This window comes from uncultured Aliivibrio sp. (assembly GCF_946479765.1).
GTDB lineage: Bacteria > Pseudomonadota > Gammaproteobacteria > Enterobacterales > Vibrionaceae > Aliivibrio.
Genome location: NZ_CAMLHO010000010.1, coordinates 63156 through 84894 on the forward strand (window position 1 = coordinate 63156; position 21739 = coordinate 84894).

The following is a 21739-nucleotide window of genomic DNA, read 5'->3' on the forward strand; positions in this document are numbered from 1 at the left end:
CTACAACTGAGTGTAGGCGTCAATAAAACAAAGCAAGATTATCTAAATTTTGAAGACTTTCATTTTTGCTTCTAATTCTTCGGCATTTTTTTGCATTTCTTCCGACGTTTCTGTCAACTCCGTCATGACGACAACCGACGCTTCCACCAACTCACGAACATTCGTTAAGTTCTGATCCATTTCAGCAGCAACACTGCTTTGTTGATCAGCAGCGCTCGCTATTTGGAAGTTCATTTCATTGATATTATTAACTTGATTCACAATTCTATCTAATTCTGCTCCGGCATTGGTCACTAATTCAACGCCTTCAGCGGCTTCAACCACACTTTTTTCCATCAGATCGACAGCTTGGTTCGCACTGTTTTGAAGTTGAGTGATCATCTCTTGGATCTCAACGGTAGCACCTTGTGTACTTTGTGCTAGATTTCTTACCTCATCAGCAACTACCGCAAAACCACGACCAGCATCACCCGCACGAGCCGCTTCAATCGCCGCATTCAATGCCAGTAAGTTCGTTTGTTCTGAAATACCACGAATAGTCTCAACCACTGAACTAATCGAAACAACACGCTCTTCAACTTGATTAACCACTTCAGCAGAAGCGGCAATGTCACCCGATAGTGCTTGGATTTTAACAATCGTACCTTCAACAAACTCTTGACCAATTTTAGCTTGAGCTTGAGCTTGTTCAGTCTCCTCTGACGCATTGCGAGCATTATCCGCGACATTTTGCACTGTTGCACTCATTTCACTCATCGCTATGGCTAGTTGATCAATTTCAACAAACTCTTCTTGTGCCGCTTCTTTTGTTCCTTCCATACTAATTGTCATGATTTCAGTCAGGCTAGATAACTCTTGAGAGGCCGATAATTGATTTTCAACCACAGATTTAAGCTGTAAGCGCGTTTTATTTAACTCTCTTGCTAAATCACCAAACTCATCTTTGCAATTCATTTCAACTGGCTCTGATAAGTTTTGTGCGGCGATTTCTTTCATTGATGAATTCAAGTAGCGCATTTGACGTAGCATGATATTTGAAGCACTTAATAGAATAACCATGAAAGCCACGATCATCACAATGGTTTGCCAAATGACTTGGAAAAGATAATCTTGATAATAGAGTTCTGCGCTTTCTGATGTTTGAGAGGCGACGACTACCCAGTTATGGTTTGGTACTTTTACTGCAAATTCATAGCGAGTTTCATCATTTAATGAATACGCGCTCTGAGAAGAAAGCCCACTGATCATTTGTTTTAATGAAGACCCATTATCAATAGATGCAGATAAAGAAGAAATTGAGCGGGCAGATTGATGACCAAAGACTTCACCACTATCGCGATCAATCACATAAATATAGTTACCTTTAGCCCACGCTTTTGCTTGAACAGCAATTGCCTCACCAGCCAGATCTTTACCATTAGGCTTATGATTTAAAATGCCATTCACCAACTCAGCGCTAGCAATCGCAGATTCTTGTGCTCGTTCTTTTTGGATTGTAATCACTGATTGATAAAAAGTATTCGCATCCCATAACTGTTTTGTTACTAACAGTACCGTACTAAACACCATTAACATGACCAACTTTGGTACTAACTTAATATCAGTAACCAGCCTTTCCCATGGCCTAAATGCTATTGTTGACATCCTCACTCCCTGCTTGCTTTCAGAATCAATTTTTTTAGTGCATGATGAATAGACAAAAGCCTAGTTATCCTACAATTACATACTTGAATAGTATATCGATGGACATATATAAATAATTAACATGAATCATAACAAAATTGACCTAAAACCCATGAGCTTAATGTCACTGATATTATCCTTTTTATCCTTAATTGTGATCTCAAGCTTACTGTTCGTACCATTAGATCACAGTAGCCGAACGATACTGATCACCCTTGATACAATCATATGTGCTCTCTTTATATTTCAGCTATCCATCGATTTTTTTCGTAGTACAAATAAACCTAAATATTTAAAAGAACACTGGATTGATTTTGTTGCTAGCATTCCAATTATTGAGCCAATCCGTTATGCGCGTATCTTTCATATTTTACGTGTATTCCGCCTACTTCGTTCAAGCCGATCACTCTTAAAACAGATCCAATCAAACCGCAAAGAAGCAACAATTGCCTCCATTTTAATCTTAATGGTAACCCTAATTTCTTTAGGCTCAGTTTTTATGCTGATGTTTGAAGGTAAAGATCCTAACGCTAACATACATACCGCTGGTGATGCGATATGGTGGGCCTTTGTAACCATCTCTACCGTTGGTTATGGTGACCATTATCCAGTAACTATGGCAGGTAAAGTATTGGCCGTACTGGTGATTATTTCTGGTGTGGGGATATTTGGTATGATTTCAGGCTTAATAACCTCGATTATTACCGAGCCATCAAAACTAGAACAACGAAAGAAAGAACAAGAAGAAAAGCACCATAGAAATGAAATACTTGAACTTCTTTTACAGCAACAGGCTGAAATACTAAAAAAATTACATAATATTGAAAATAAAAAAGAGAAGTAAATACTTCTCTTTTTGTCCATGCTGTCTATTTAGCTTAGCTTAAATTTACTGCCAATAAGGAGGGTATTCTAATCCTGCTTTACGAGTTTGCTCCATCGCATGCAGGATTGAACGCTCTTGGCGAAGCAACCAGCGAACCAGTTGCTCTTGCTCTTCTTCATTAAGCAATTGAACTCGAGTTCTTAATGGCTCTAAACTCATCAAATCATCAATGCCTTGCAATAAATCTAGCCAAGGTAAACGGAAACCTTTTCTTCTCTCATTATCATAAATAAGAGCAAAACACGTTCCTGTCATGAGATTACGACGTAAACGCATTTTCTGTTTGAAATAATCCACTGGCAATAATTGATTCGATGTAGAGAAAGCAGAATCCAATGCCTCCCACGTACGGTCAAGTAAAGTCCCTGAGTGACTATCTATCGATTCTCGCAAGACTTGGCGTTTTTTATCATCTAAAAATGGCTGCCAATCACGCGTTAAAATCCAACGACTTAAATCTAATAGCAACCCACAATAACGAGATGACATTAGCAAGGAGAGCATTTCATCCGTCTTTGGTAACGACTCTGCACTTTCTTTTAGGCTAGCTACCAAAAATTTTCTAGCATCTAACTTTCTTAATACATTGCCCTTTTCTTCAATTAAGTAATCTAGGTGCTCGGATTCATCAAGCCAGTAAAGCTGTTCTTCTAGCCACTTTAATTCCTGACGTAATAATTCACTCGCACGCTTTGGCACCATTTCACCAAACACCAAGAATATTTGACGTAAGAAGGCAATCGCAATTCGGATCTCTTGCAGCGCTAACTGATCATGGCTATCAATGTAAATTTGCTCATGATAATGCCAATGTGAAAGGGCATGCTCCAATGAGTTAACAAAACAAGTTTCGACATTGTCATCCGCATTAGTTCTTACCAATGACAACGGTTTTACTTTATCTGCTGGGGTATTCATCGCAAGACGGTACCCTTTCGCCGCTTTGCTTTGGTTACCTAAACGCATACCACCAGAACTGCATAAGTCACGCGCTAACGTAAACAATGCATCCGTTTGACCAGATTTAAGCTCCAACTCTACTTCACAAATTGGAGTGGTTTTATCATCAGCAAGGACTTCGCCTTGATCAAAAGCCAATTCAATCTCGCTACCATCAGGCATAGCAATTAACCATTGCTGACGAACAAAGTTGGTTGAAAATAGAGGATAAAGTTGTTTTTGAAGATCATCTAAAGCGATGTCATGTGGCCATACGCTTTCTGGATGTAAAGAGACATTAGGAACATCTGAATCATGTTCTGCATTGTACTCAGGTCGTTGATGCAACCCTGCAACAACACGTCCTGCCGTTTTTAACGTTTGCACTCGTTCATCATTAAAACGACGGATCCGCAATCCCATATCGTTTTTACGTAGATGTTGCTCAGGAGTATCAAAATAGATATTCCCTAAGTTGAGGCAACTATGCTCTATGACTGTTGCCCCTGAAATTTTGTCTATAATAGTGTCTACAAACTCAGGAAAAACAAAAAATTTCAGTTCTATTTCAGTTTCCATAATGACCTCATAACCGTTGTCTTTCCAAGGATATGGCTTAAACTGTTCGGTATCAAGCAACAAATAATGCCAAAACCATGATCTAAAGTAGTTTTATTGATAGTGGGATTGGGTTAACATTCGCGCCTTTATGGCCATCGTCTAACAATTCACCATTAGGTACTTGTTTTATTAGGTTAAGAAACCATGCCAGTAAATACTATTATGGGGTTATTCGCAAAGTCCCCAATGAAACCTCTGCAGCGACATGTTGTTTGTGTCAACGAATGCTGTTCACTTCTTATTCCGTTTTTCGAAACGTGTGCAAAAGGTGATTGGGAAAAAGCGAGTGAACTTCGTGCGCAAATTTCTCATTTAGAGAAGGAAGCGGACGTTCTAAAACGTGAAATTCGTTTAAAACTTCCTCGTGGGTTGTTTATGCCTGTTGACCGTACCGATATGCTCGGTCTGTTAACTCAGCAAGATAAACTCGCAAACCTGGCTAAAGACATCGCAGGTCGCGTTGTTGGTCGCCAACTTGAAATTCCAAGCTCTATGCAGGATGCATTTTTAGCTTATGTTCAACGTTGTTTAGATGCGGCTAGTCAAGCGCAAGATGTAATCAGCGAATTGGACGAGCTATTAGAAACTGGCTTTAAAGGACGCGAAGTCACCTTGGTTGCAGAGATGATCAATAAGTTAGATATCATTGAAGATGATACTGACGAATTGCAAATTCAACTGCGCCAGCAACTCATGAGCATCGAGCACAAATACAACCCAATCGATGTTATGTTCCTTTATAAAATCCTTGAGTGGGTTGGTGGCATTGCCGACCAAGCACAGCGTGTTGGTTCTCGTTTAGAACTCATGCTATCTCGCTCATAAGTTTGTGATTCAGTAACAGGTAATACAATGGATATTCTTGCTAACTACGGCACGACCCTAATTATAGTTGCGGCCTTCTTCGGTCTTCTAATGGCTATTGGTATTGGAGCAAATGATGTTGCCAATGCGATGGGCACTTCTGTAGGTTCTAAAGCGTTAACAGTAAAACAAGCAATTATCATTGCTATGATCTTCGAATTTGCAGGGGCGTACCTTGCTGGTGGTGAGGTTACAGATACAATTCGTAAAGGGGTAATTGATACCTCTCTCTTCGCTCACCAACCAGAAGTCTTAGTTTATGGCATGATGTCAGCACTTCTTGCGGCGGGCACTTGGTTATTACTTGCCTCTTACATGGGGTGGCCGGTATCTACAACTCACTCCATTATCGGTGCCATCATCGGTTTTGCTTGTGTTGCCGTTGGTACCGAAGCGGTTAATTGGAGTTCAGTGCAAGGGATTGTTGGGAGCTGGTTAATCACTCCTCTCATATCTGGTATTTTTGCCTATATGATTTTCATCAGTGCTCAGCGATTAATTTTTGATACTGATAAACCATTGATGAACGCAAAACGTTTTGTTCCTGTTTACATGTTCATCACCACAATGGTTATTGCACTTGTTACTATCAAAAAAGGCCTAAAACACGTTGGTTTGCATCTATCAAACGGTGAAGCGTGGCTTGCCTCTATTGCAGTATCAGCATTAGTAATGGTTGGTGGTTACCTGTATATATCTCGTAAATTTGCAAATACAGTCAATGACGAGAAAGACAGCCGCGGCTTTACTGGCGTAGAAAGTATCTTTAGTACATTAATGGTTATTACCGCATGTGCGATGGCATTTGCTCATGGTTCTAACGATGTTGCTAACGCAATTGGTCCACTATCTGCTGTGGTTTCAACGGTTGAAAACTTAGGTGAAATCGCTACGCAAACAACTATCGCTTGGTGGATCCTTCCTCTAGGTGGTATTGGTATCGTTGTGGGTCTTGCTACATTAGGCCATAAAGTAATGGCAACGGTAGGTACAGGCATTACTGAACTGACTCCTAGCCGTGGTTTTGCTGCTCAATTAGCAACCGCATCTACGGTAGTATTAGCTTCAGGCACTGGTCTTCCTATCTCAACCACGCAAACGTTAGTTGGTGCAGTATTGGGTGTAGGTTTTGCACGTGGTATTGGCGCATTAAACTTAGGCGTTGTACGTAATATTGTTGCGTCTTGGGTAGTGACTCTTCCAGCAGGTGCGTTACTGGCGGTTATCTTCTACTACGCAATGCAAGCCATCTTTGGTATCGGCGTTCCTGTCTAACCGTAATCAATTTTGAAACAATTGCACAAAGAGGAGAGTAAAATCTCCTCTTTTCTTGCATCTGGGCTTAAATATTTTTAGTATCTATAACTTCATTTGAATCTGTCGTGATGAGTAAGCTCTTTTTCTCTTTACTTAGAAGATTCAAGACCCATTTTTCAAAGGAATATTATTGTGAAGCATTTTATTAGCCTGATTCTACTTACTTGGGCTATTGCTGCGCCAGTGCAAGCTCAAACTCGTTATATTTCTGATAACCTGTTTACGTACATGCACTCAGGTCCAAGTAATCAATTCAAAATCATTGGTAGCGTAAATGCGGGTGAACGCATTACTCTATTAAGCAGTAACAAAAACTCTGGCTTCACACAAATTGTGGATACTAAAGGCCGTAAAGGTTGGGTTGAAAGCAAGTTACTCTCTCGCCAGGCAGGTTTAGGTGAGCGTTTACCTAAAGTTGAAGCGGAGCTTACTTCTGTAAAAACACAACTAGCGAACGCTCGTAAAGCAGCAAATGATGAGAAGGCAGGGTTAGCAGATAGCTTGACTCAACGTAATCAACAAATGCAAGATTTAGAGCAAAGCTACAGCGATGTAAATAACCAACTGGTTAGCTCTCAATCTGAAGTTCGTGAACTACGAGCTAAGCTAGATACGCAAAAAGAAGACCTACTACTTAAGTACTTCATGTATGGCGGTGGGGTTGCTGGTATTGGTCTTCTATTTGGTCTTCTACTTCCTCACATGATCCCAAGCCGTAAGAAGAAACAAAACGGTTGGTCTTAATCTATATTGATTCTTAATCGATAAACGATGAATACAAAAAAGCTCAGATTTGTTCTGAGCTTTTTTATATCTGTACAATCTGACTATGATTAATAAAACACAATTACCCTTTCCACTCATACAGAGCTGGAACTTCTATTTTCTGCCCTTGAAATTCAATCACCACATCTCTTGGATTAATTTCTAACAATATAATTCCATTTGAAATACTCGCACCAATATTAACTTCTTTACCATTTACTTTTACCCAACGATAACTTGGTTTAGACGTATAATTATGAGTCTGAAAGTTTAGTGGCGGTAACTGCCCAGAAAATTGAACCCCTCTTTTATCTAATTCAATATAGGCCGCATCATCATATGACGTAGAGTCATCATCTCTATCTTTAATGTCAGATGACTCACTTAAAACAGATTCAAAACGCGCGGCTAATTCAGGAGATAAACCTGATAAATCTAATTCATCTACATTGAATGGTTCTATATTTCCCTTACTTACCTTACTTTTATCTTGTTGAACCATCCCTTGATTATCACTTGTATTAACGATTTTTACGTCACTATTTATTGATGACAGAACCGCTAGTTGAACCGCTTGAATCGGTAACTTTTGCGTCTCTTTATCAGGAAAACTAAGCTCGGTATACGTCAATACTGGAATGTGGGGTGACTGTTGCTGATCTTGATAATAAGGCCAAGCTATATAAGTTGATATCAGCAAAGGCGGCAATATAATCAAAGCGCTTAATGTCAGTGATGAAATACGTTCAGAAAACATCTTAACCTTCCCCTTGTAATAAAGGAGCATCATGATTAACGATGCTATCTAACCACATCTGAGTGCTAGACCCTACAATACCATCTTTTTTCAAATCAAAAATTTCCTGAAACTGTTTTACTTGCAGCTCTGTCTTATCGTTAAAAATATCAGACTCTGTAATGGGCTGATCCAAAGCAAAAGAGAGTAATTGGTTCAGCTTTAAAATTGCCTCCCCCTGATCTCCTTTTCTCATTGCTCGTTCTGCCATTATCGGCTTCTTCCATAACTGTACATAAGCCCCATTCCAATGTTGGTTAAGCCATTGATGTGAAACCTCAACACGCTTAGAAGGAAGTAATAATTCAATGCCTTTAGAGTTTGTACGGTATAATATCGCTAATAGCTCTTCGCCAGAATCTTGCTGTAACCACACAATTGCAGGACGGTTTATAGCAAGCAAATCCTCTAAAGAGCCATTTTCATCTAAACAATATAGCTGTGCTCGTTTCGCATTGGTGCAATTTGCTTGGAAGGTATTCACCGAGTAACCCCATACAGAAAGCAGCGCTTTAAATGCATCCGATTGTTGATGAAAACCGCCTAAAGGCGCTTCAATAAGAGGAGATTCTATTGGAAAGTGCGTCTCTAAATAAGTAGGCAATAAAGAATAGCTGCCAAAACATAATAGAGCAGAGAGACTTAATGCCGCTATATTGGAAAATCCTCTTTGCGTTTCTTTTGGAGTCTCATTCTTGTCGATTGAAACACTTTGCCAATCTAATACTAATTCACACGCTTTTTTAATTGCAGCTTGATCGATCTTGTCACTGCCATTTTGATAACTTATCCATAGCGTTTTATCACAAAGTAGATTAACGACACGAGGAACCCCATTAGAATGATAAGCTATCTTTTTTATTACCGAAGAAGGAAACAGCGTAGGATCACCACCCGCAATCGTTAAGCGATGTTTCACATAAGACTCAATCTCTTTCGACGTTAAGGGCAGTAAGTGATAGCGAGCAGTAATACGTTGCGCTAATTGACGTAAATTACTTTGTTGTAGTTTATGTTGTAATTCAGGCTGACCAATCAATAATACTTTTAATAATTTATCACTCTCGGTTTCAAAGTTGGTCAATAACCGTAACTGCTCTAAGACGTCTGGGCCTAAATGCTGAGCTTCATCAATCGCAACAATGGTTTGAAATCCTTTCTCTCTTTCTTCTTTAAGAAAACCAACGATGGCATCCGTTAAATTCTTCAACGACACGTTATCAGAATAAACAATCTTCAACTCATCACAGATGGCTTCTAATAATTCTTGAGCACTGAACATTGGATTTAAAATTAACGCAAGATGAACGTTCTCGTCCAATTGTGAAAATAGCGCGCGTGATACGGTTGTTTTCCCTGTACCAACTTCGCCCGTTAATAATGCAAATCCACCACCTTGTCCTAATCCTGACAATAAGTAATTCAACGCCTCTTTGTGGCGCTCGCTCAAATAGAGAAAACGCGCATTGGGCGTCATTGAAAACGGAAGCTCATTAAAGCCAAAAAAATCTTGGTACATAAGAATGATGTTTGCCTTATCAGGATAATTCCAAGAATAAATATGGAATAAAAAGTCGAAAAACTATGATTGCACGGTATCATTGGAACTAAGAAAGTAAAGAAAGTTCTCTTTATCTTGGCAGCTAGTGGGGCAAAATATGGAAATTTATTTAGTTGGTGGTGCGGTTCGAGATTCACTTCTCAATATTGATGTAAAAGATAAAGACTGGGTCGTTGTAGGCTCCACCCCTAACGAAATGGGTTCACTCGGCTATCAAGCGGTTGGACAAGACTTCCCTGTTTTCTTACATCCTAAAACTAAAGAAGAATATGCGTTAGCAAGAACAGAACGTAAAAGCGGGCAAGGGTATAAAGGCTTTACTTGCTACGCTGAACCCGATGTCACTTTAGAAGAAGACTTATTACGCCGTGATTTGACAATTAACGCCATTGCCAAAGCTGATAACGGTGAATTAATTGACCCTTATCATGGTCAAAAAGATCTAACCAATCGTCTATTGCGCCACGTTTCTGATGCCTTTGTGGAAGATCCATTACGGGTATTACGCGTCGCACGTTTTGCTGCACGTTTTCATTATCTCGGGTTTACGATTGCACCAGAAACGATGACTTTAATGAAAACCTTAGTGGACAGCGGAGAATTATCTCACCTCACGCCAGAGCGTGTATGGCAAGAATGGGAAAAATCTCTATCTAACCAGCACCCTGAGATATTTCTTTCAGTATTAAAAGAATGCGGCGCTCTAGCCATTGTGTTACCAGAATTGGATTCATTGTTTGGTGTACCTCAACCAGAACAGTGGCACCCTGAAATTGATACGGGAATTCATACCTTAATGGTCGCTCAACAGGCCGCATTACTAAGCCAAGATTTACCTACTCGTTTTGCGGCTCAAGTTCATGACTTGGGTAAAGGTGTAACACCAGAATCAGAATGGCCAAGTCATAAAATGCATTGCCATACTGGGATTAAACTCATTAAAAAACTATGTGCTCGTGTTCGTGTTCCGAACGAGTTCCGAGACTTAGCGTTACTGGTTTGTGAGCATCACACCAATGTCCATAGAGCCTCAGAGCTTCGTGCTCAAACCTTCATTAAGATATTCGATAAGATGGACGTATGGCGTAAGCCAGAGCGCTTAGAGCCTATCTTGCTTTGTTGCCAAGCAGATCATGCGGGTCGATTAGGGTTAGAGTCTGAACCTTATCCGCAAAAAGCGCGTTTTGAAATGGCGTTTGAAGCTGCAAAAGCAGTTGAAGTTAAAGAAGTAGTTGCTGCTGGTTTTAAAGGACAAGAGATTAGAGAAGAGTTGACGAAAAGACGAGTTGAAGCAGTTAAGGATAAGTTGGATATCAAATAAGCTATACGCTAACTAGAACGCTTCGCCCTAGAAACTATAAAAGCAAAAACTATGACAGTTGATTTATTTACTGCCAAATCAGTTATATAGGCTCTTATAGTTTCTAGTTTCTAGTTTCTAGTTTCTAAGCAAAGATTAACCAAGCAAACAAACCCGTACCTAATAGCAAGCGATAAATCACAAACGGCGTCATACCCATGCTTGAAATCAGCTTCAAGAAAAAGTGAATACAGATATAAGCACTAATAAAAGAAACCACAACGCCCGTACTTAAAAAACCGAAATTAACTGAGATATCACTTAGTGCTAATTTCAGACCAAGATAAGAACCAGCAAGCGTAATAATTGGGATCGACATTAAGAATGAAAAACGCGCCGCCGCTTCACGAGTAAAACCAAGGTACAATGCCGCGGTAATCGTAATTCCAGAACGAGACGTTCCAGGTATCATCGCCATCGCTTGAGCAATCCCTAAAAATAACGCCTTTTTCCACGTCATTTCGTATTCCTCTTTTACAAGCTCTGAGTTTTTATCCACCCACCAAAGCAAAAGACCAAATACAATCGTTGTTGTCGCAATCACCCATGCACTGCGTAAGTACACTTCAATAAAATCTTTAAATAACAGACCACATAAAGCCGCTGGAATGGTTGCCAATATAATTAACCACGCCAATTTAGATTCTTTATTGTGTTCTTTTTTAACAATAGAGCCAATCCAAGCCGTTAACAGCGTTACCACTTCTTTTCTAAAATAGATAACCACCGCCGCTAATGTCCCAACATGCACTGCAACATCAAAGGCTAAGCCTTGATCTGACCATCCAAGCACGGCAGAAGGAAGTATAAGGTGAGCAGAACTTGAGATAGGTAAAAACTCAGTAAATCCCTGCAATAAAGCGAGAAAAAAAGCTTCAAAGTACGTCATGATATTCCATTAAAAATTAAGGTTAAGTACCACTGGTTTTAGTGATTGAGTATAAGGAAACTCAGACCAAATTTGACGAATGGTTTGTTGGGTATTCGGAACAATGAGATCCGGATTCAATTCAACCATTGGTAAAATAGCAAAAGCAAACTTAAAGAGATCGTCTCGTGGCAAGGTAGGATCTGACTCAGACACCAAGTCACCATACAATAAAATATCAAGATCTAAAGTACGATCTTGATTCTTCTGAGCATTTTGCTCTCTACCCCACTTAATTTCAATCGCACGCAATTGAATACCAAGTTCAGCCAGAGAGTGAGTAACGTTGAGCTCTACAACTAAATTAAAAAAATTATTACTCGAAAACCCAACAGATTCTGCCTCATAAACGGTTGAGATGTTAGTGATCTCACCAAGTCTATTTAACTCATCAATTGCGGCTTTTACGTGTTTTTCAGGGGCAATATTGGAACCAACACCAATATAAGTTGTGATCATTTGCTTCCTCGCTCAATCACCACACCCACACTATATGCATTAACTACAGCACCCGGCTTAGATAAATGAATACGGACCCAAGGCACTGAAAAACGCGTCATAATTAAATCAGCAATCTCTTCAGCTACGCGTTCAACCAATAAAAATCGACCATTTTGAATATGAGCAGTTACCGCCTCACTCACTTCAGCATAATTTAAACAGTACTGAACATCATCTGATACTGCTGCTTTTTTATTGTCATGAGCCATATCAATATCTAATACAAGCTTTTGTTTAATGCCTTGTTCCCATTCATAAACACCAATGGTTGTAATAACTTCAAGCTGTTTTATAAATACTAAATCCATCTTTGATCACACTTTTTATTAAGAGGTCGGATACCCATCAAAAGAAAAACAACGTAATATTGATATTACCTTGCTCAATATGTTGAGCAATATACTATAAAAATGATTTTTGATCGCTCCTGATCACCCAAATAAAGGCTCATTCATGACCCCTCTTGCACTAATTATGATCATCATCGCCTATCTTCTAGGATCGATCTCTAGTGCGGTTTTGATTTGTCGATTAAAAGGTTTACCCGACCCTAGAACTTCAGGTTCTCATAATCCGGGAGCGACCAATGTTTTTCGCCTTGGTGGAAAAGGGGCGGCAGGTTTAGTACTTGTATCTGATATTTTAAAAGGAATGCTGCCAGTATGGGGAGGCTACTTTCTTAACATTAACCCTCTTCTATTAGGCATTATTGCTATCTCGGCCTGCTTAGGTCATATGTACCCACTATTTTTCCATTTTAAAGGCGGTAAAGGTGTAGCAACCGCTTTAGGTGCATTGGCTCCGATTGGATTAGATCTGACGGGGATGTTATTTAGCAGCTGGATAGTCATCATATTACTCACCGGTTATTCATCGTTAGCTTCTATGATCACCGCTTTACTGGCACCTCTATTTACTTGGTTAGTTAAACCTCAATATACACTTCCTGTTGCCATGCTTTCTTGTTTAATTGTCTTAAAACACCACGAAAATATTCGACGTTTCTTTTCTGGTAAAGAGAAGAAAATCTGGCAAAAAAAAAGGGACTAAATTAGTCCCTTCTATCTGCTATTTAGAATAAAGCCTCAAACAAGATCATTTACGATCCTCGCTGATCTCTATTGTTTTGCAATCGGTTTCAGCTGATCGATTGGCCAACGGGGCTTTGCTTGAACTGCTAAATCAGTAGTCTCGCCATTTTTCAAACGTTGCATACCAGCGTAAGCAATCATTGCACCGTTATCAGTACAAAATTCAGTTCGAGGGTAAAATACCTCACCACCAATTTTCTTCATCATCGCTTCAAGTTCATGGCGTAAATAAGTATTAGCACTCACACCTCCCGCCATAACAAGACGTTTCATACCCGTTTGTTTTAATGCTCGACGACATTTTATCGCCAAGGTATCAGCAACCGCTTCCTGAAAAGCAAAGGCAATATCAGCACGCGTTTGCAAGTCATCATCATTAGCACGAATGGTATTTGCCGCAAATGTTTTCAAACCTGAAAAACTAAAATCTAAGCCAGGGCGATCGGTCATTGGACGAGGAAATTTAAATCGTCCTTTTGTGCCACTCTCTGCTAATTTAGATAGCAAAGGACCTCCTGGATAATCAAGACCCATTAATTTAGCTGTTTTATCAAACGCCTCACCTGCGGCATCATCCACAGATTCACCAAGAATTTGATATTCGCCAATGCCTTTTACTTCAACCATCATGGTATGACCACCAGACACTAATAAAGCAACAAATGGATATTCTGGTGGCGTATCTTCAAGCATTGGCGCAAGTAAATGACCTTCCATGTGATGAACAGGAATTGCAGGAACATCCCACGCATACGCAATACTGCGGCCAATCGTTGAACCAACTAATAATGCACCAACTAAACCGGGACCTGCTGTATAAGCAATACCGTCGATATCGTCTTTGGTCATGCCCGCATCATTTAACGCCGCTTGGATTAATGGAATTGTCTTTTTAACATGGTCACGAGAGGCCAATTCAGGGACAACACCACCGTAATCTGCGTGGAGTTTTACTTGGCTATACAGCTGATGAGCTAATAGCCCTTTTTCATCATCATAAATCGCAACACCCGTTTCATCACACGAGGTTTCAATGCCTAAAATTCGCATACTTTTCTCAGTTACCTGTTAATTTAACGCCATATTACCTATATCCCTAAGCTAGCTCAAGCGACCTGATGACCATAGAAGGCAAAATAAACAAAGAAATTACTCAATTCTTAATCAAGAATGCTTTACAAAACGTCTTGATCGGATTAAAATTCGGCACCAATTTGAATAATAGCTGGTTAATTATAACTACCAGCGAATTGACTAACACCTGAGGTGAAAGGCATATGCCAGTAGTTAAAGTACGTGAAAACGAACCGTTCGACGTTGCACTACGTCGTTTCAAGCGCTCTTGCGAAAAAGCAGGTATTCTTTCTGAAGTTCGCCGTCGTGAGCATTACGAAAAACCTACTACAGTACGTAAACGCGCTAAAGCAGCAGCTCAAAAGCGTCACGCTAAGAAGTTGTCTCGCGAAAACGCACGTCGCGTTCGCCTGTACTAATAACTTACCTAATTTAGGACTAAGTTATGGCTCTAATTGAAAAACTCAAAGACGAGCAAAAGTTAGCGATGAAAGCCAAGGACAAATTACGCCTTGGCACAATTCGTTTAGCTTTATCTGAAATTAGACAACGTGAAATCGATGGTCATACTACTTTGTCTGACGATGATATCATTGCTGTTTTAACTAAGATGGTTAAACAACGTCGTGATTCAGTCGTGCAGTTTTCTGCTGCTGGTCGTGATGATCTTGCTGATAAAGAGAGTGCTGAGATTTTAGTGCTTGATGACTTTATGCCGCAAGCACTTACCGATGAAGAAGTTGCTGAGTTATTAGACAAAGCAATTATTGAATCTGGTGCTGCTGGAATGCAAGATATGGGCAAGGTGATGGGCGTGTTAAAACCTCAAATCCAAGGCCGCGCTGACATGGGTAAAGTAAGTCAATTAGTTAAATCTAAACTGGCTTAATAGTACTCTATTTATAAAACAAGCCGTGCTATCTTTGATATGCACGGCTTGTTTGTATCTACAGGAAAAGAAAAAAGATGTCTGGACATATCCCTCGCAGTTTTATTGATGAGCTTTTAAATCGACACGATATTGTCGATATCATTGACACAAGAGTAAAACTGAAAAAACAAGGGAAGAACTACGGTGCTTGCTGTCCATTCCATAATGAAAAATCCCCTTCTTTTTCTGTTAGCCAAGAAAAACAGTTTTATCACTGCTTTGGCTGTGGTGTTCATGGTAATGCCATTGACTTCCTTATGGAGTTCGACCGTTTAGAATTCGTCGAAGCCATTGAAGAACTCGCCTCTATGCTTGGCCTTGATGTACCTCGAGAACAACGTAGTGGCTTTAATGCCCCTTCCGGTCCATCAGCCAATGCTGAAGAAAAGCGTAGCCTCTATGATTTAATGGGTGGCATCAGCCAATTTTATTGCTCCCAATTAAAATCTACCGCAAATATTCATGCAATCAACTACCTTAAAGATCGTGGACTTTCTGGCGAAATAGTTCAGAAATTTGGTATCGGTTATGTGGCTGATGAATGGGAATTAGTCAAAAATAACTTTGGCCGAGACAAAACATCACAAGATGCTTTAGTCAGCGGTGGAATGTTAATTGAAAGCGATAACGGTCGTCGTTATGATCGTTTTCGTGGTCGAGTCATGTTCCCAATTAGAGATCGTCGAGGTCGTGTTATCGGCTTTGGTGGTCGCGTAATTGGTGAAGGCACTCCCAAATATTTAAATTCACCTGAAACACCTATTTTCCATAAAGGCAAAGAGCTTTATGGTTTATATGAAGCGCTGCAAGCTTATAAAGATTTACCCCAAGCTCTCGTTGTTGAAGGCTATATGGATGTCGTAGCTTTAGCGCAGTTTGGCGTAGATTACGCTGTCGCCTCTCTAGGTACAGCAACGACAGGCGATCATATGCAACTTCTCTTTCGCCAAACAAGCACTGTCGTGTGTTGTTATGATGGTGACCGAGCAGGTCGAGAAGCGGCATGGCGAGCAATGGAACAAGCACTGCCATATCTAAATGATGGCCGCCAATTAAAATTCATGTTCTTACCTGACGGCGAAGACCCGGACACCTATATCCGCCAGCATGGTAAAGCCGCCTTCGAACAAGAAATAACTCGAGCAGAGTCACTTATTAATTTCATGTTTAGAAGTTTGGTTGATCAAGTTGATACTAGCAGCCGAGAAGGCAAAGCAAAACTCACAACACTTGCCGTTCCGCTCATAGATAAAGTCCCTGGTGGCACGTTACGTCTCTATTTACGTGAGCAACTTGGCAAAACGCTTGGAATTATGGATGAAAACCAACTACAGCAACTAATATCTAAACAGGGCGCTCCTGAAGCAAAACGTCAAGCTCAACCAGAAATAAAACGCACCGCTATGCGTGAAGTAATAACACTTCTAATTCAAAATCCGAATTTAGCTCAATTAGTCCCGGATTTAGAGAGCGTCAAAGACATTCCACTTCCAGGATTAAGTTTATTTCTTCAATTACTTGAAAATTGTCGACATAATCCCCATATCACTACAGGCCAATTATTAGAATATTGGCGCAGTGATAAAAATGAAAAACTATTATCACGCTTGGCAGCATGGGAACTTCCTATAGACCAAGACAATCAACAAGATGTATTTATAGATTCATTGGACAAAGTATTGGCCCAGTGCATCGAAAAGCAAGTGGAAGCTTTACAGACTAAAGAAAGAAGTGTCGGCTTATCAGTCGAAGAAAAACGAGAGTTAGGCGAATTAGTCATTAATCGTCTCGTGTAATACTCTAGTTCTGTTGAGATAATACACCAAATTAGGTGTTAAGATTGGTTACTCTGTAATCATCAATAGAGAAATTTGCTATTAAGTAGTGGTTTGCATTTCGCATACTAATTCCTTCACACAGACCAGAAGTAGGATACCGTCTATGGATCAAAATCCGCAGTCACAGCTAAAATTACTTGTAATCAAAGGCAAGGAACAAGGCTATCTGACCTACGCAGAAGTTAACGATCACCTACCAGAAGAAATTGTAGATTCTGAGCAGGTTGAAGATATTATTCAAATGATCAATGACATGGGCATCAAAGTGGTTGAAACCGCACCTGATGCTGATGATATGTCATTGAATGATGATGATGCCGTAACTGATGAAGATGCAGCAGAAGCTGCAGCAGCTGCACTATCAAGTGTAGAAAGTGAAATTGGCCGTACAACGGATCCTGTACGCATGTATATGCGTGAAATGGGTACTGTTGAACTCCTTACTCGTGAAGGCGAAATCGACATCGCTAAACGTATTGAAGAAGGTATCAATGAAGTTCAGTGTTCTGTTGCTGAATTCCCTGGCGCAATTTCATACTTATTAGAACAGTTTGATAAAGTTCAAGCTGAAGAGATCCGTCTTACTGATATTATTTCTGGTTTTGTTGATCCTAATGATGATGGCTCAGCAGCACCAACAGCAACACACATCGGTTCAGAACTAAGTCCAACAGATCTTGCTGACGAAGATAAAGAAGCAGAGACCGATGATGATGAAGACGAAGAAGAAGAAGATGTAGGTATTGATCCAGAGCTTGCTTTGGAGAAATTCACGGAGCTTCGTACGTCTTATCACAACATGCAACTTGCTTTTGAAGAGCATGGCCGTGATAACGTAAAAGCACGTGCAGCTATCAGTGAATTAACGGATGTATTCCGTGAGTTTAAACTGATCCCTAAGCAGTTTGATTACCTTGTTCGTGAAATGCGTGGCAGCATGGACCGTGTTCGTACACAAGAACGTTTAATTATGCGTATGTGTGTTGAATATGGAAAAATGCCTAAGAAATCGTTCATTGCTCTGTTCTCAGGCAATGAAGCTTCTGACGAATGGTTTAATGAAATTATAGCTTCAGATAAACCATACGTAGACCGCCTAAAGCGTTACGAAGAAGACATTCGTCGTTCAATTAAAAAAATTAACAACATTGTTAAAGAAACAGGATTACCTGTTGTAAACATCAAAGACATCAGCCGTCGTATGTCTATCGGTGAAGCGAAAGCTCGTCGTGCGAAAAAAGAAATGGTTGAAGCGAACTTACGTCTTGTTATCTCAATTGCGAAAAAATACACCAACCGTGGCCTACAATTCTTGGATCTAATTCAAGAAGGCAACATTGGTCTAATGAAAGCGGTTGATAAGTTTGAATACCGTCGTGGTTATAAGTTCTCAACTTATGCAACATGGTGGATCCGTCAAGCGATCACTCGTTCAATTGCCGATCAAGCGCGTACTATTCGTATTCCTGTACATATGATTGAAACGATCAATAAATTGAATCGTATTTCACGTCAAATGCTACAAGAAATGGGTCGCGAACCATTACCTGAAGAACTTGCTGAACGCATGCAAATGCCAGAAGACAAGATCCGTAAGGTTCTGAAGATCGCAAAAGAACCTATTTCAATGGAAACACCAATTGGTGACGATGAAGATTCTCACCTAGGTGATTTCATTGAGGATAACACGCTTGAACTTCCTGTTGATTCTGCAACTTCAACCAGCTTGAAATTTGCAACCAACGATGTACTTGCAGGTTTAACACCTCGTGAAGCAAAAGTGCTTCGTATGCGTTTTGGTATTGATATGAATACTGACCATACTCTAGAAGAAGTAGGTAAACAATTTGACGTAACACGTGAGCGTATCCGTCAAATCGAAGCTAAGGCGTTACGTAAATTACGTCACCCTAGCCGCTCAGAAGTATTACGTAGCTTCTTAGACGACTAATAATTAACCTATTATTAATCAATAGAATCAAAAAGGTGGGCTTAGGCTCACCTTTTTTCGATCTAAATAGATATTTTTAACTAACTGATTAAAAAGTAAACACATTATCCCTAGACACCCTTTTCATCTTCCCCTATAATCAGCACCTACAAAGGCCCCTTAGCTCAGTGGTTAGAGCGCACGACTCATAATCGTTCGGTCCCCAGTTCAAATCTGGGAGGGGCCACCAAATTTAGAAAGGCGTAATAGGTTAGTACCTACTACGCCTTTTTGCTATCTGACGTTTCTGGGTCAGGTAACGGGTCAGACAAGCCCAATGCACTCATATCCTCTTGTCGCTATCCCATAGTAATCTGAGACCTTCTCTGTTGCCAAGTTTTGTTTATTGCACAACAACGACTGGCATAGTTAAGTCATCTTTGGAAAGGAACGATCTAGATATATTCATAGTCCGTTAAAGGCGTATTAGCAAAAGTACCATATTAGATTTCGTTTCTTTATTGCGGTGATATATTATCTAGATGTAGTTCTAGAACCTTACTAGATATGATTAGTCGTTTTATGACCTGATAAATAGCACCATTTAGATGGACGATACTTCCCTCAGTATTTTTCCCCTGAAGGTCTTTAACATTAATCACACAACTAGGCGTTCCACTTAAAAACACAAGCTTATATGTTTCTGGGATTGGATGCGTTGTAATGATATTTATCTTACCTTGACGCTTCTTTATGCGACTTCTAACATCATTCAGATAATCTTGACTTTGTTTACTTAACATATTTTTCCTTATAATTTTTATAATCAGTTAATTTGGTTAGAAACAATTCTATTAATTGAGTGCATATTTTTATTCAGACATGAGAATATCTCCTTTTGAAAAAGAATAATTTAATTGAGAGGATATAAGGGTCACGACGATGTATGGTTTATATCTTGAGTAAGTACCAATGGGAAAGTTATCAATACTTAAGCGATTGATATCATAGCAAATGGTAACAGTTAAATTCCTGATAACTTCTTTGTAGGTACTTAGAACAACGGAGGCTAGAACTAGCCATATAGTTATTATGCCATAAACACACCTCCAAATGCAAACGGTTATCATTTGCAAGTAAATATTATAGGTAACGTTACAGTTAAGATACTTATGAATAGAAGCGCGTTAGAATTGATGCACTAAACCGTTAGATTCGGATAAAATAAGTTTTGGTAAAATCTAGCCTATTGTTGGCTGCAAATTAACCCCCTATTCACTTAGACTTATTGGACAACTTATTGCTACCTGTCTCGAATTAGGTCTGTATATATAAATTTTCCCATAAGATCTATAATTCCACCTTTGAATAAATTCAGTAACCATTGAGGTAAAAACTATCTGATATGAGTGATCGTATTATTCAGGCTCGCAGGGCTTTGATCTTAGAGCAAATAGCGGGAAGTTCCTCTGCAAAACCGCTATTTAGACATATAAATAAGCTTAGCTTTTCAGCAGAAGCTCGAACACTAGTAATAGCAGTTATAAAGGTAGAGTCTACTGCTAGGCCATGGTGGTTCAGACTTGTTGAATCGACAGTAGCACTGGTAGCAGCAGTTCTCTCACTATTAACAGGACATCTACCAAGAAATTATACCGTTGGTCCTCTTCAGGTAGGGATCAAAACATCCTTAGAATGGACCAACTCAAAACTGACTCCGCTCAATTACATTCTGCGACTCATTCTTTTGTTGCAAGTTAAAGGTAGTTTACGGATATTTAAGTGTGGTTATAGATTTCATTTACGCTCTATTAGAACAAACAAAACCTCATTAGTTAAATTCAGTGATTTTTACAATGGGAAGCCATCTATAAATAACAGTTCGGTTCCGTATCATGAAGCTCTATTGGTAGCCATTGAATCAATAGAGGGTGCATCAATGATCGATATCGCTCGTGATGATAATCGATTAAATCTAGTCCAAACCGACAAAGAAAAAGACTCAGCTTTAGCCCTAGAGCAAGCTGTAAAGAAGAGGCTGCATTCGATACAAGAAAGTAGTAAAGATGGAGAGTTAATCTCTGCTGTGGTTGTTCTTTGCAGCAATAGGACCCGAAAGGTGATTCATTCAATTTATGTTGGAGAAAATGTGGAACAGCGGCCTGCTCTTCAGCAGAGACGATTAGTGGGGTCAATCCTGAAGGTACCCTTATATACATGCTATATAGATCAATTCAAGCTCCCTATTGATGAGACTTTCATTGATAAGCCCATACAAGTCATATCCGATGGGCAGGTGTTACAGCCTAGAAATGCAGACCATAAATATCGAGGCCCAGTGACCATACAACACTCATTTGCCTATTCAATTAATACAGTTGCCTTGCAGATACTAGAAAAGCTTAAGGTCGAAAGGTTCATTTCATATCTAAGAAAGTCAGGAGTGCATGTCCCTTTGCCTAATAGCCCATTGCTTGCGCTTGGGGCTGTACACCTAACTATCTGGGAGGTGCTTGCGCTCTTTTCTCCCATTATGACTGGAGGGTACCTGAGCTGGGTTGCTAATGGTGATTCTCGTCAGATTTCCCCCCTCAACAATCTAACTCTTATACACAAATAATTAAGAGTTAGTTTTGCATTAAATTGAACTTTTA

The 21739-nt window shown here is 39.8% G+C and carries 20 protein-coding genes and 1 tRNA gene; 12 read left to right on the forward strand and 9 right to left on the reverse strand.

The features are described from left to right. Positions 1–42 precede the first annotated feature (42 nt). Entirely contained in the window at positions 43–1644 is a 1602-nt protein-coding gene (locus Q1K78_RS06040; RefSeq protein ID WP_300175457.1) for a methyl-accepting chemotaxis protein, read from the reverse strand. Positions 1645–1765: 121 nt separating this feature from the next. Between Q1K78_RS06040 and Q1K78_RS06045 the strand changes: the two genes are divergently transcribed. Further along, on the forward strand, positions 1766–2527 hold the full coding sequence (locus Q1K78_RS06045; RefSeq protein WP_300175459.1) for a potassium channel family protein: 762 nt from the start codon (positions 1766–1768) through the stop codon (positions 2525–2527). A 45-nt stretch (positions 2528–2572) separates the two neighbouring features. Here the strand turns inward: Q1K78_RS06045 and Q1K78_RS06050 are convergent, their stop codons facing one another. Continuing rightward, the gene (locus tag Q1K78_RS06050; RefSeq protein ID WP_300175461.1) at positions 2573–4087 is read right to left on the reverse strand and encodes an inorganic triphosphatase; all 1515 of its coding nucleotides are present in this window, start codon (positions 4085–4087) and stop codon (positions 2573–2575) included. Between the two features lie 186 nt (positions 4088–4273). On the opposite strand from Q1K78_RS06050, the gene Q1K78_RS06055 reads away from it, so the two are divergent. From Q1K78_RS06055 to Q1K78_RS06065, 3 genes are all read left to right on the forward strand, one after another. Beyond that, on the forward strand, positions 4274–4954 hold the full coding sequence (locus Q1K78_RS06055; protein ID WP_300175463.1) for a TIGR00153 family protein: 681 nt from the start codon (positions 4274–4276) through the stop codon (positions 4952–4954). A 27-nt stretch (positions 4955–4981) separates the two neighbouring features. Further along, positions 4982–6268: an inorganic phosphate transporter gene (locus tag Q1K78_RS06060; protein ID WP_300175465.1), complete on the forward strand. Its 1287-nt coding sequence runs from the start codon at positions 4982–4984 to the stop codon at positions 6266–6268. Positions 6269–6442: 174 nt separating this feature from the next. Further along, positions 6443–7054 (forward strand): TIGR04211 family SH3 domain-containing protein, encoded by a 612-nt coding sequence (locus Q1K78_RS06065; protein WP_300175467.1) that lies wholly within the window; start codon positions 6443–6445, stop codon positions 7052–7054. 103 nt (positions 7055–7157) lie between these two features. Here Q1K78_RS06065 and Q1K78_RS06070 read toward each other — a convergent pair whose 3' ends face one another. Next, complete coding sequence (locus tag Q1K78_RS06070) at positions 7158–7832, reverse strand: general secretion pathway protein GspB (protein WP_300175469.1); 675 nt, start codon at positions 7830–7832, stop codon at positions 7158–7160. A gap of 1 nt (position 7833) precedes the next feature. Next, on the reverse strand, positions 7834–9390 hold the full coding sequence (locus Q1K78_RS06075; RefSeq protein ID WP_300175471.1) for an ExeA family protein: 1557 nt from the start codon (positions 9388–9390) through the stop codon (positions 7834–7836). A gap of 139 nt (positions 9391–9529) precedes the next feature. On the opposite strand from Q1K78_RS06075, the gene Q1K78_RS06080 reads away from it, so the two are divergent. Then, positions 9530–10753, forward strand: coding sequence for a multifunctional CCA addition/repair protein (locus Q1K78_RS06080; RefSeq protein WP_300175472.1), 1224 nt, complete (start codon positions 9530–9532; stop codon positions 10751–10753). A 124-nt stretch (positions 10754–10877) separates the two neighbouring features. Here Q1K78_RS06080 and Q1K78_RS06085 read toward each other — a convergent pair whose 3' ends face one another. The 3 genes from Q1K78_RS06085 to folB are packed head-to-tail and all read right to left on the reverse strand — an operon-like array spanning position 10878 to position 12529. Continuing rightward, complete coding sequence (locus Q1K78_RS06085) at positions 10878–11681, reverse strand: undecaprenyl-diphosphate phosphatase (RefSeq protein WP_300175474.1); 804 nt, start codon at positions 11679–11681, stop codon at positions 10878–10880. A 9-nt stretch (positions 11682–11690) separates the two neighbouring features. Then, complete coding sequence (gene folK / locus Q1K78_RS06090) at positions 11691–12179, reverse strand: 2-amino-4-hydroxy-6-hydroxymethyldihydropteridine diphosphokinase (RefSeq protein ID WP_300175475.1); 489 nt, start codon at positions 12177–12179, stop codon at positions 11691–11693. Then, on the reverse strand, positions 12176–12529 hold the full coding sequence (gene folB, locus Q1K78_RS06095) for a bifunctional dihydroneopterin aldolase/7,8-dihydroneopterin epimerase (RefSeq protein WP_300175477.1): 354 nt from the start codon (positions 12527–12529) through the stop codon (positions 12176–12178). Before folB ends, folK begins: the two co-directional genes overlap by 4 nt. Before the next feature lie 145 nt (positions 12530–12674). Between folB and plsY the strand changes: the two genes are divergently transcribed. Continuing rightward, complete coding sequence (gene plsY / locus Q1K78_RS06100; protein ID WP_300175479.1) at positions 12675–13271, forward strand: glycerol-3-phosphate 1-O-acyltransferase PlsY; 597 nt, start codon at positions 12675–12677, stop codon at positions 13269–13271. 68 nt (positions 13272–13339) lie between these two features. On the opposite strand, the gene tsaD is transcribed toward plsY, so the two are convergent. Next, entirely contained in the window at positions 13340–14362 is a 1023-nt protein-coding gene (gene tsaD, locus Q1K78_RS06105; RefSeq protein WP_300175481.1) for a tRNA (adenosine(37)-N6)-threonylcarbamoyltransferase complex transferase subunit TsaD, read from the reverse strand. 227 nt (positions 14363–14589) lie between these two features. Between tsaD and rpsU the strand changes: the two genes are divergently transcribed. The 5 genes from rpsU (at position 14590) to Q1K78_RS06130 (ending at position 19335) form a co-directional block, all read left to right on the forward strand. Further along, the gene (gene rpsU / locus Q1K78_RS06110) at positions 14590–14805 is read left to right on the forward strand and encodes a 30S ribosomal protein S21 (RefSeq protein WP_005421025.1); all 216 of its coding nucleotides are present in this window, start codon (positions 14590–14592) and stop codon (positions 14803–14805) included. A 26-nt stretch (positions 14806–14831) separates the two neighbouring features. Continuing rightward, positions 14832–15275, forward strand: a complete 444-nt coding sequence (locus Q1K78_RS06115; RefSeq protein WP_300175488.1) for a GatB/YqeY domain-containing protein — start codon at positions 14832–14834, stop codon at positions 15273–15275. A 77-nt stretch (positions 15276–15352) separates the two neighbouring features. Further along, the gene (gene dnaG / locus Q1K78_RS06120) at positions 15353–17113 is read left to right on the forward strand and encodes a DNA primase (protein ID WP_300175490.1); all 1761 of its coding nucleotides are present in this window, start codon (positions 15353–15355) and stop codon (positions 17111–17113) included. Positions 17114–17210: 97 nt separating this feature from the next. Further along, positions 17211–19106, forward strand: a complete 1896-nt coding sequence (gene rpoD / locus Q1K78_RS06125) for an RNA polymerase sigma factor RpoD (protein WP_366899571.1) — start codon at positions 17211–17213, stop codon at positions 19104–19106. Positions 19107–19259: 153 nt separating this feature from the next. Beyond that, a tRNA-Ile gene (locus Q1K78_RS06130) sits at positions 19260–19335 on the forward strand. A gap of 268 nt (positions 19336–19603) precedes the next feature. Here the strand turns inward: Q1K78_RS06130 and Q1K78_RS06135 are convergent. After that, positions 19604–19888 (reverse strand): hypothetical protein, encoded by a 285-nt coding sequence (locus Q1K78_RS06135; protein WP_300175494.1) that lies wholly within the window; start codon positions 19886–19888, stop codon positions 19604–19606. Between the two features lie 602 nt (positions 19889–20490). Here Q1K78_RS06135 and Q1K78_RS06140 point away from each other — a divergent pair. Next, the gene (locus Q1K78_RS06140) at positions 20491–21705 is read left to right on the forward strand and encodes a penicillin-binding transpeptidase domain-containing protein (protein ID WP_300175496.1); all 1215 of its coding nucleotides are present in this window, start codon (positions 20491–20493) and stop codon (positions 21703–21705) included. The last annotated feature ends 34 nt before the right edge of the window (positions 21706–21739 follow it).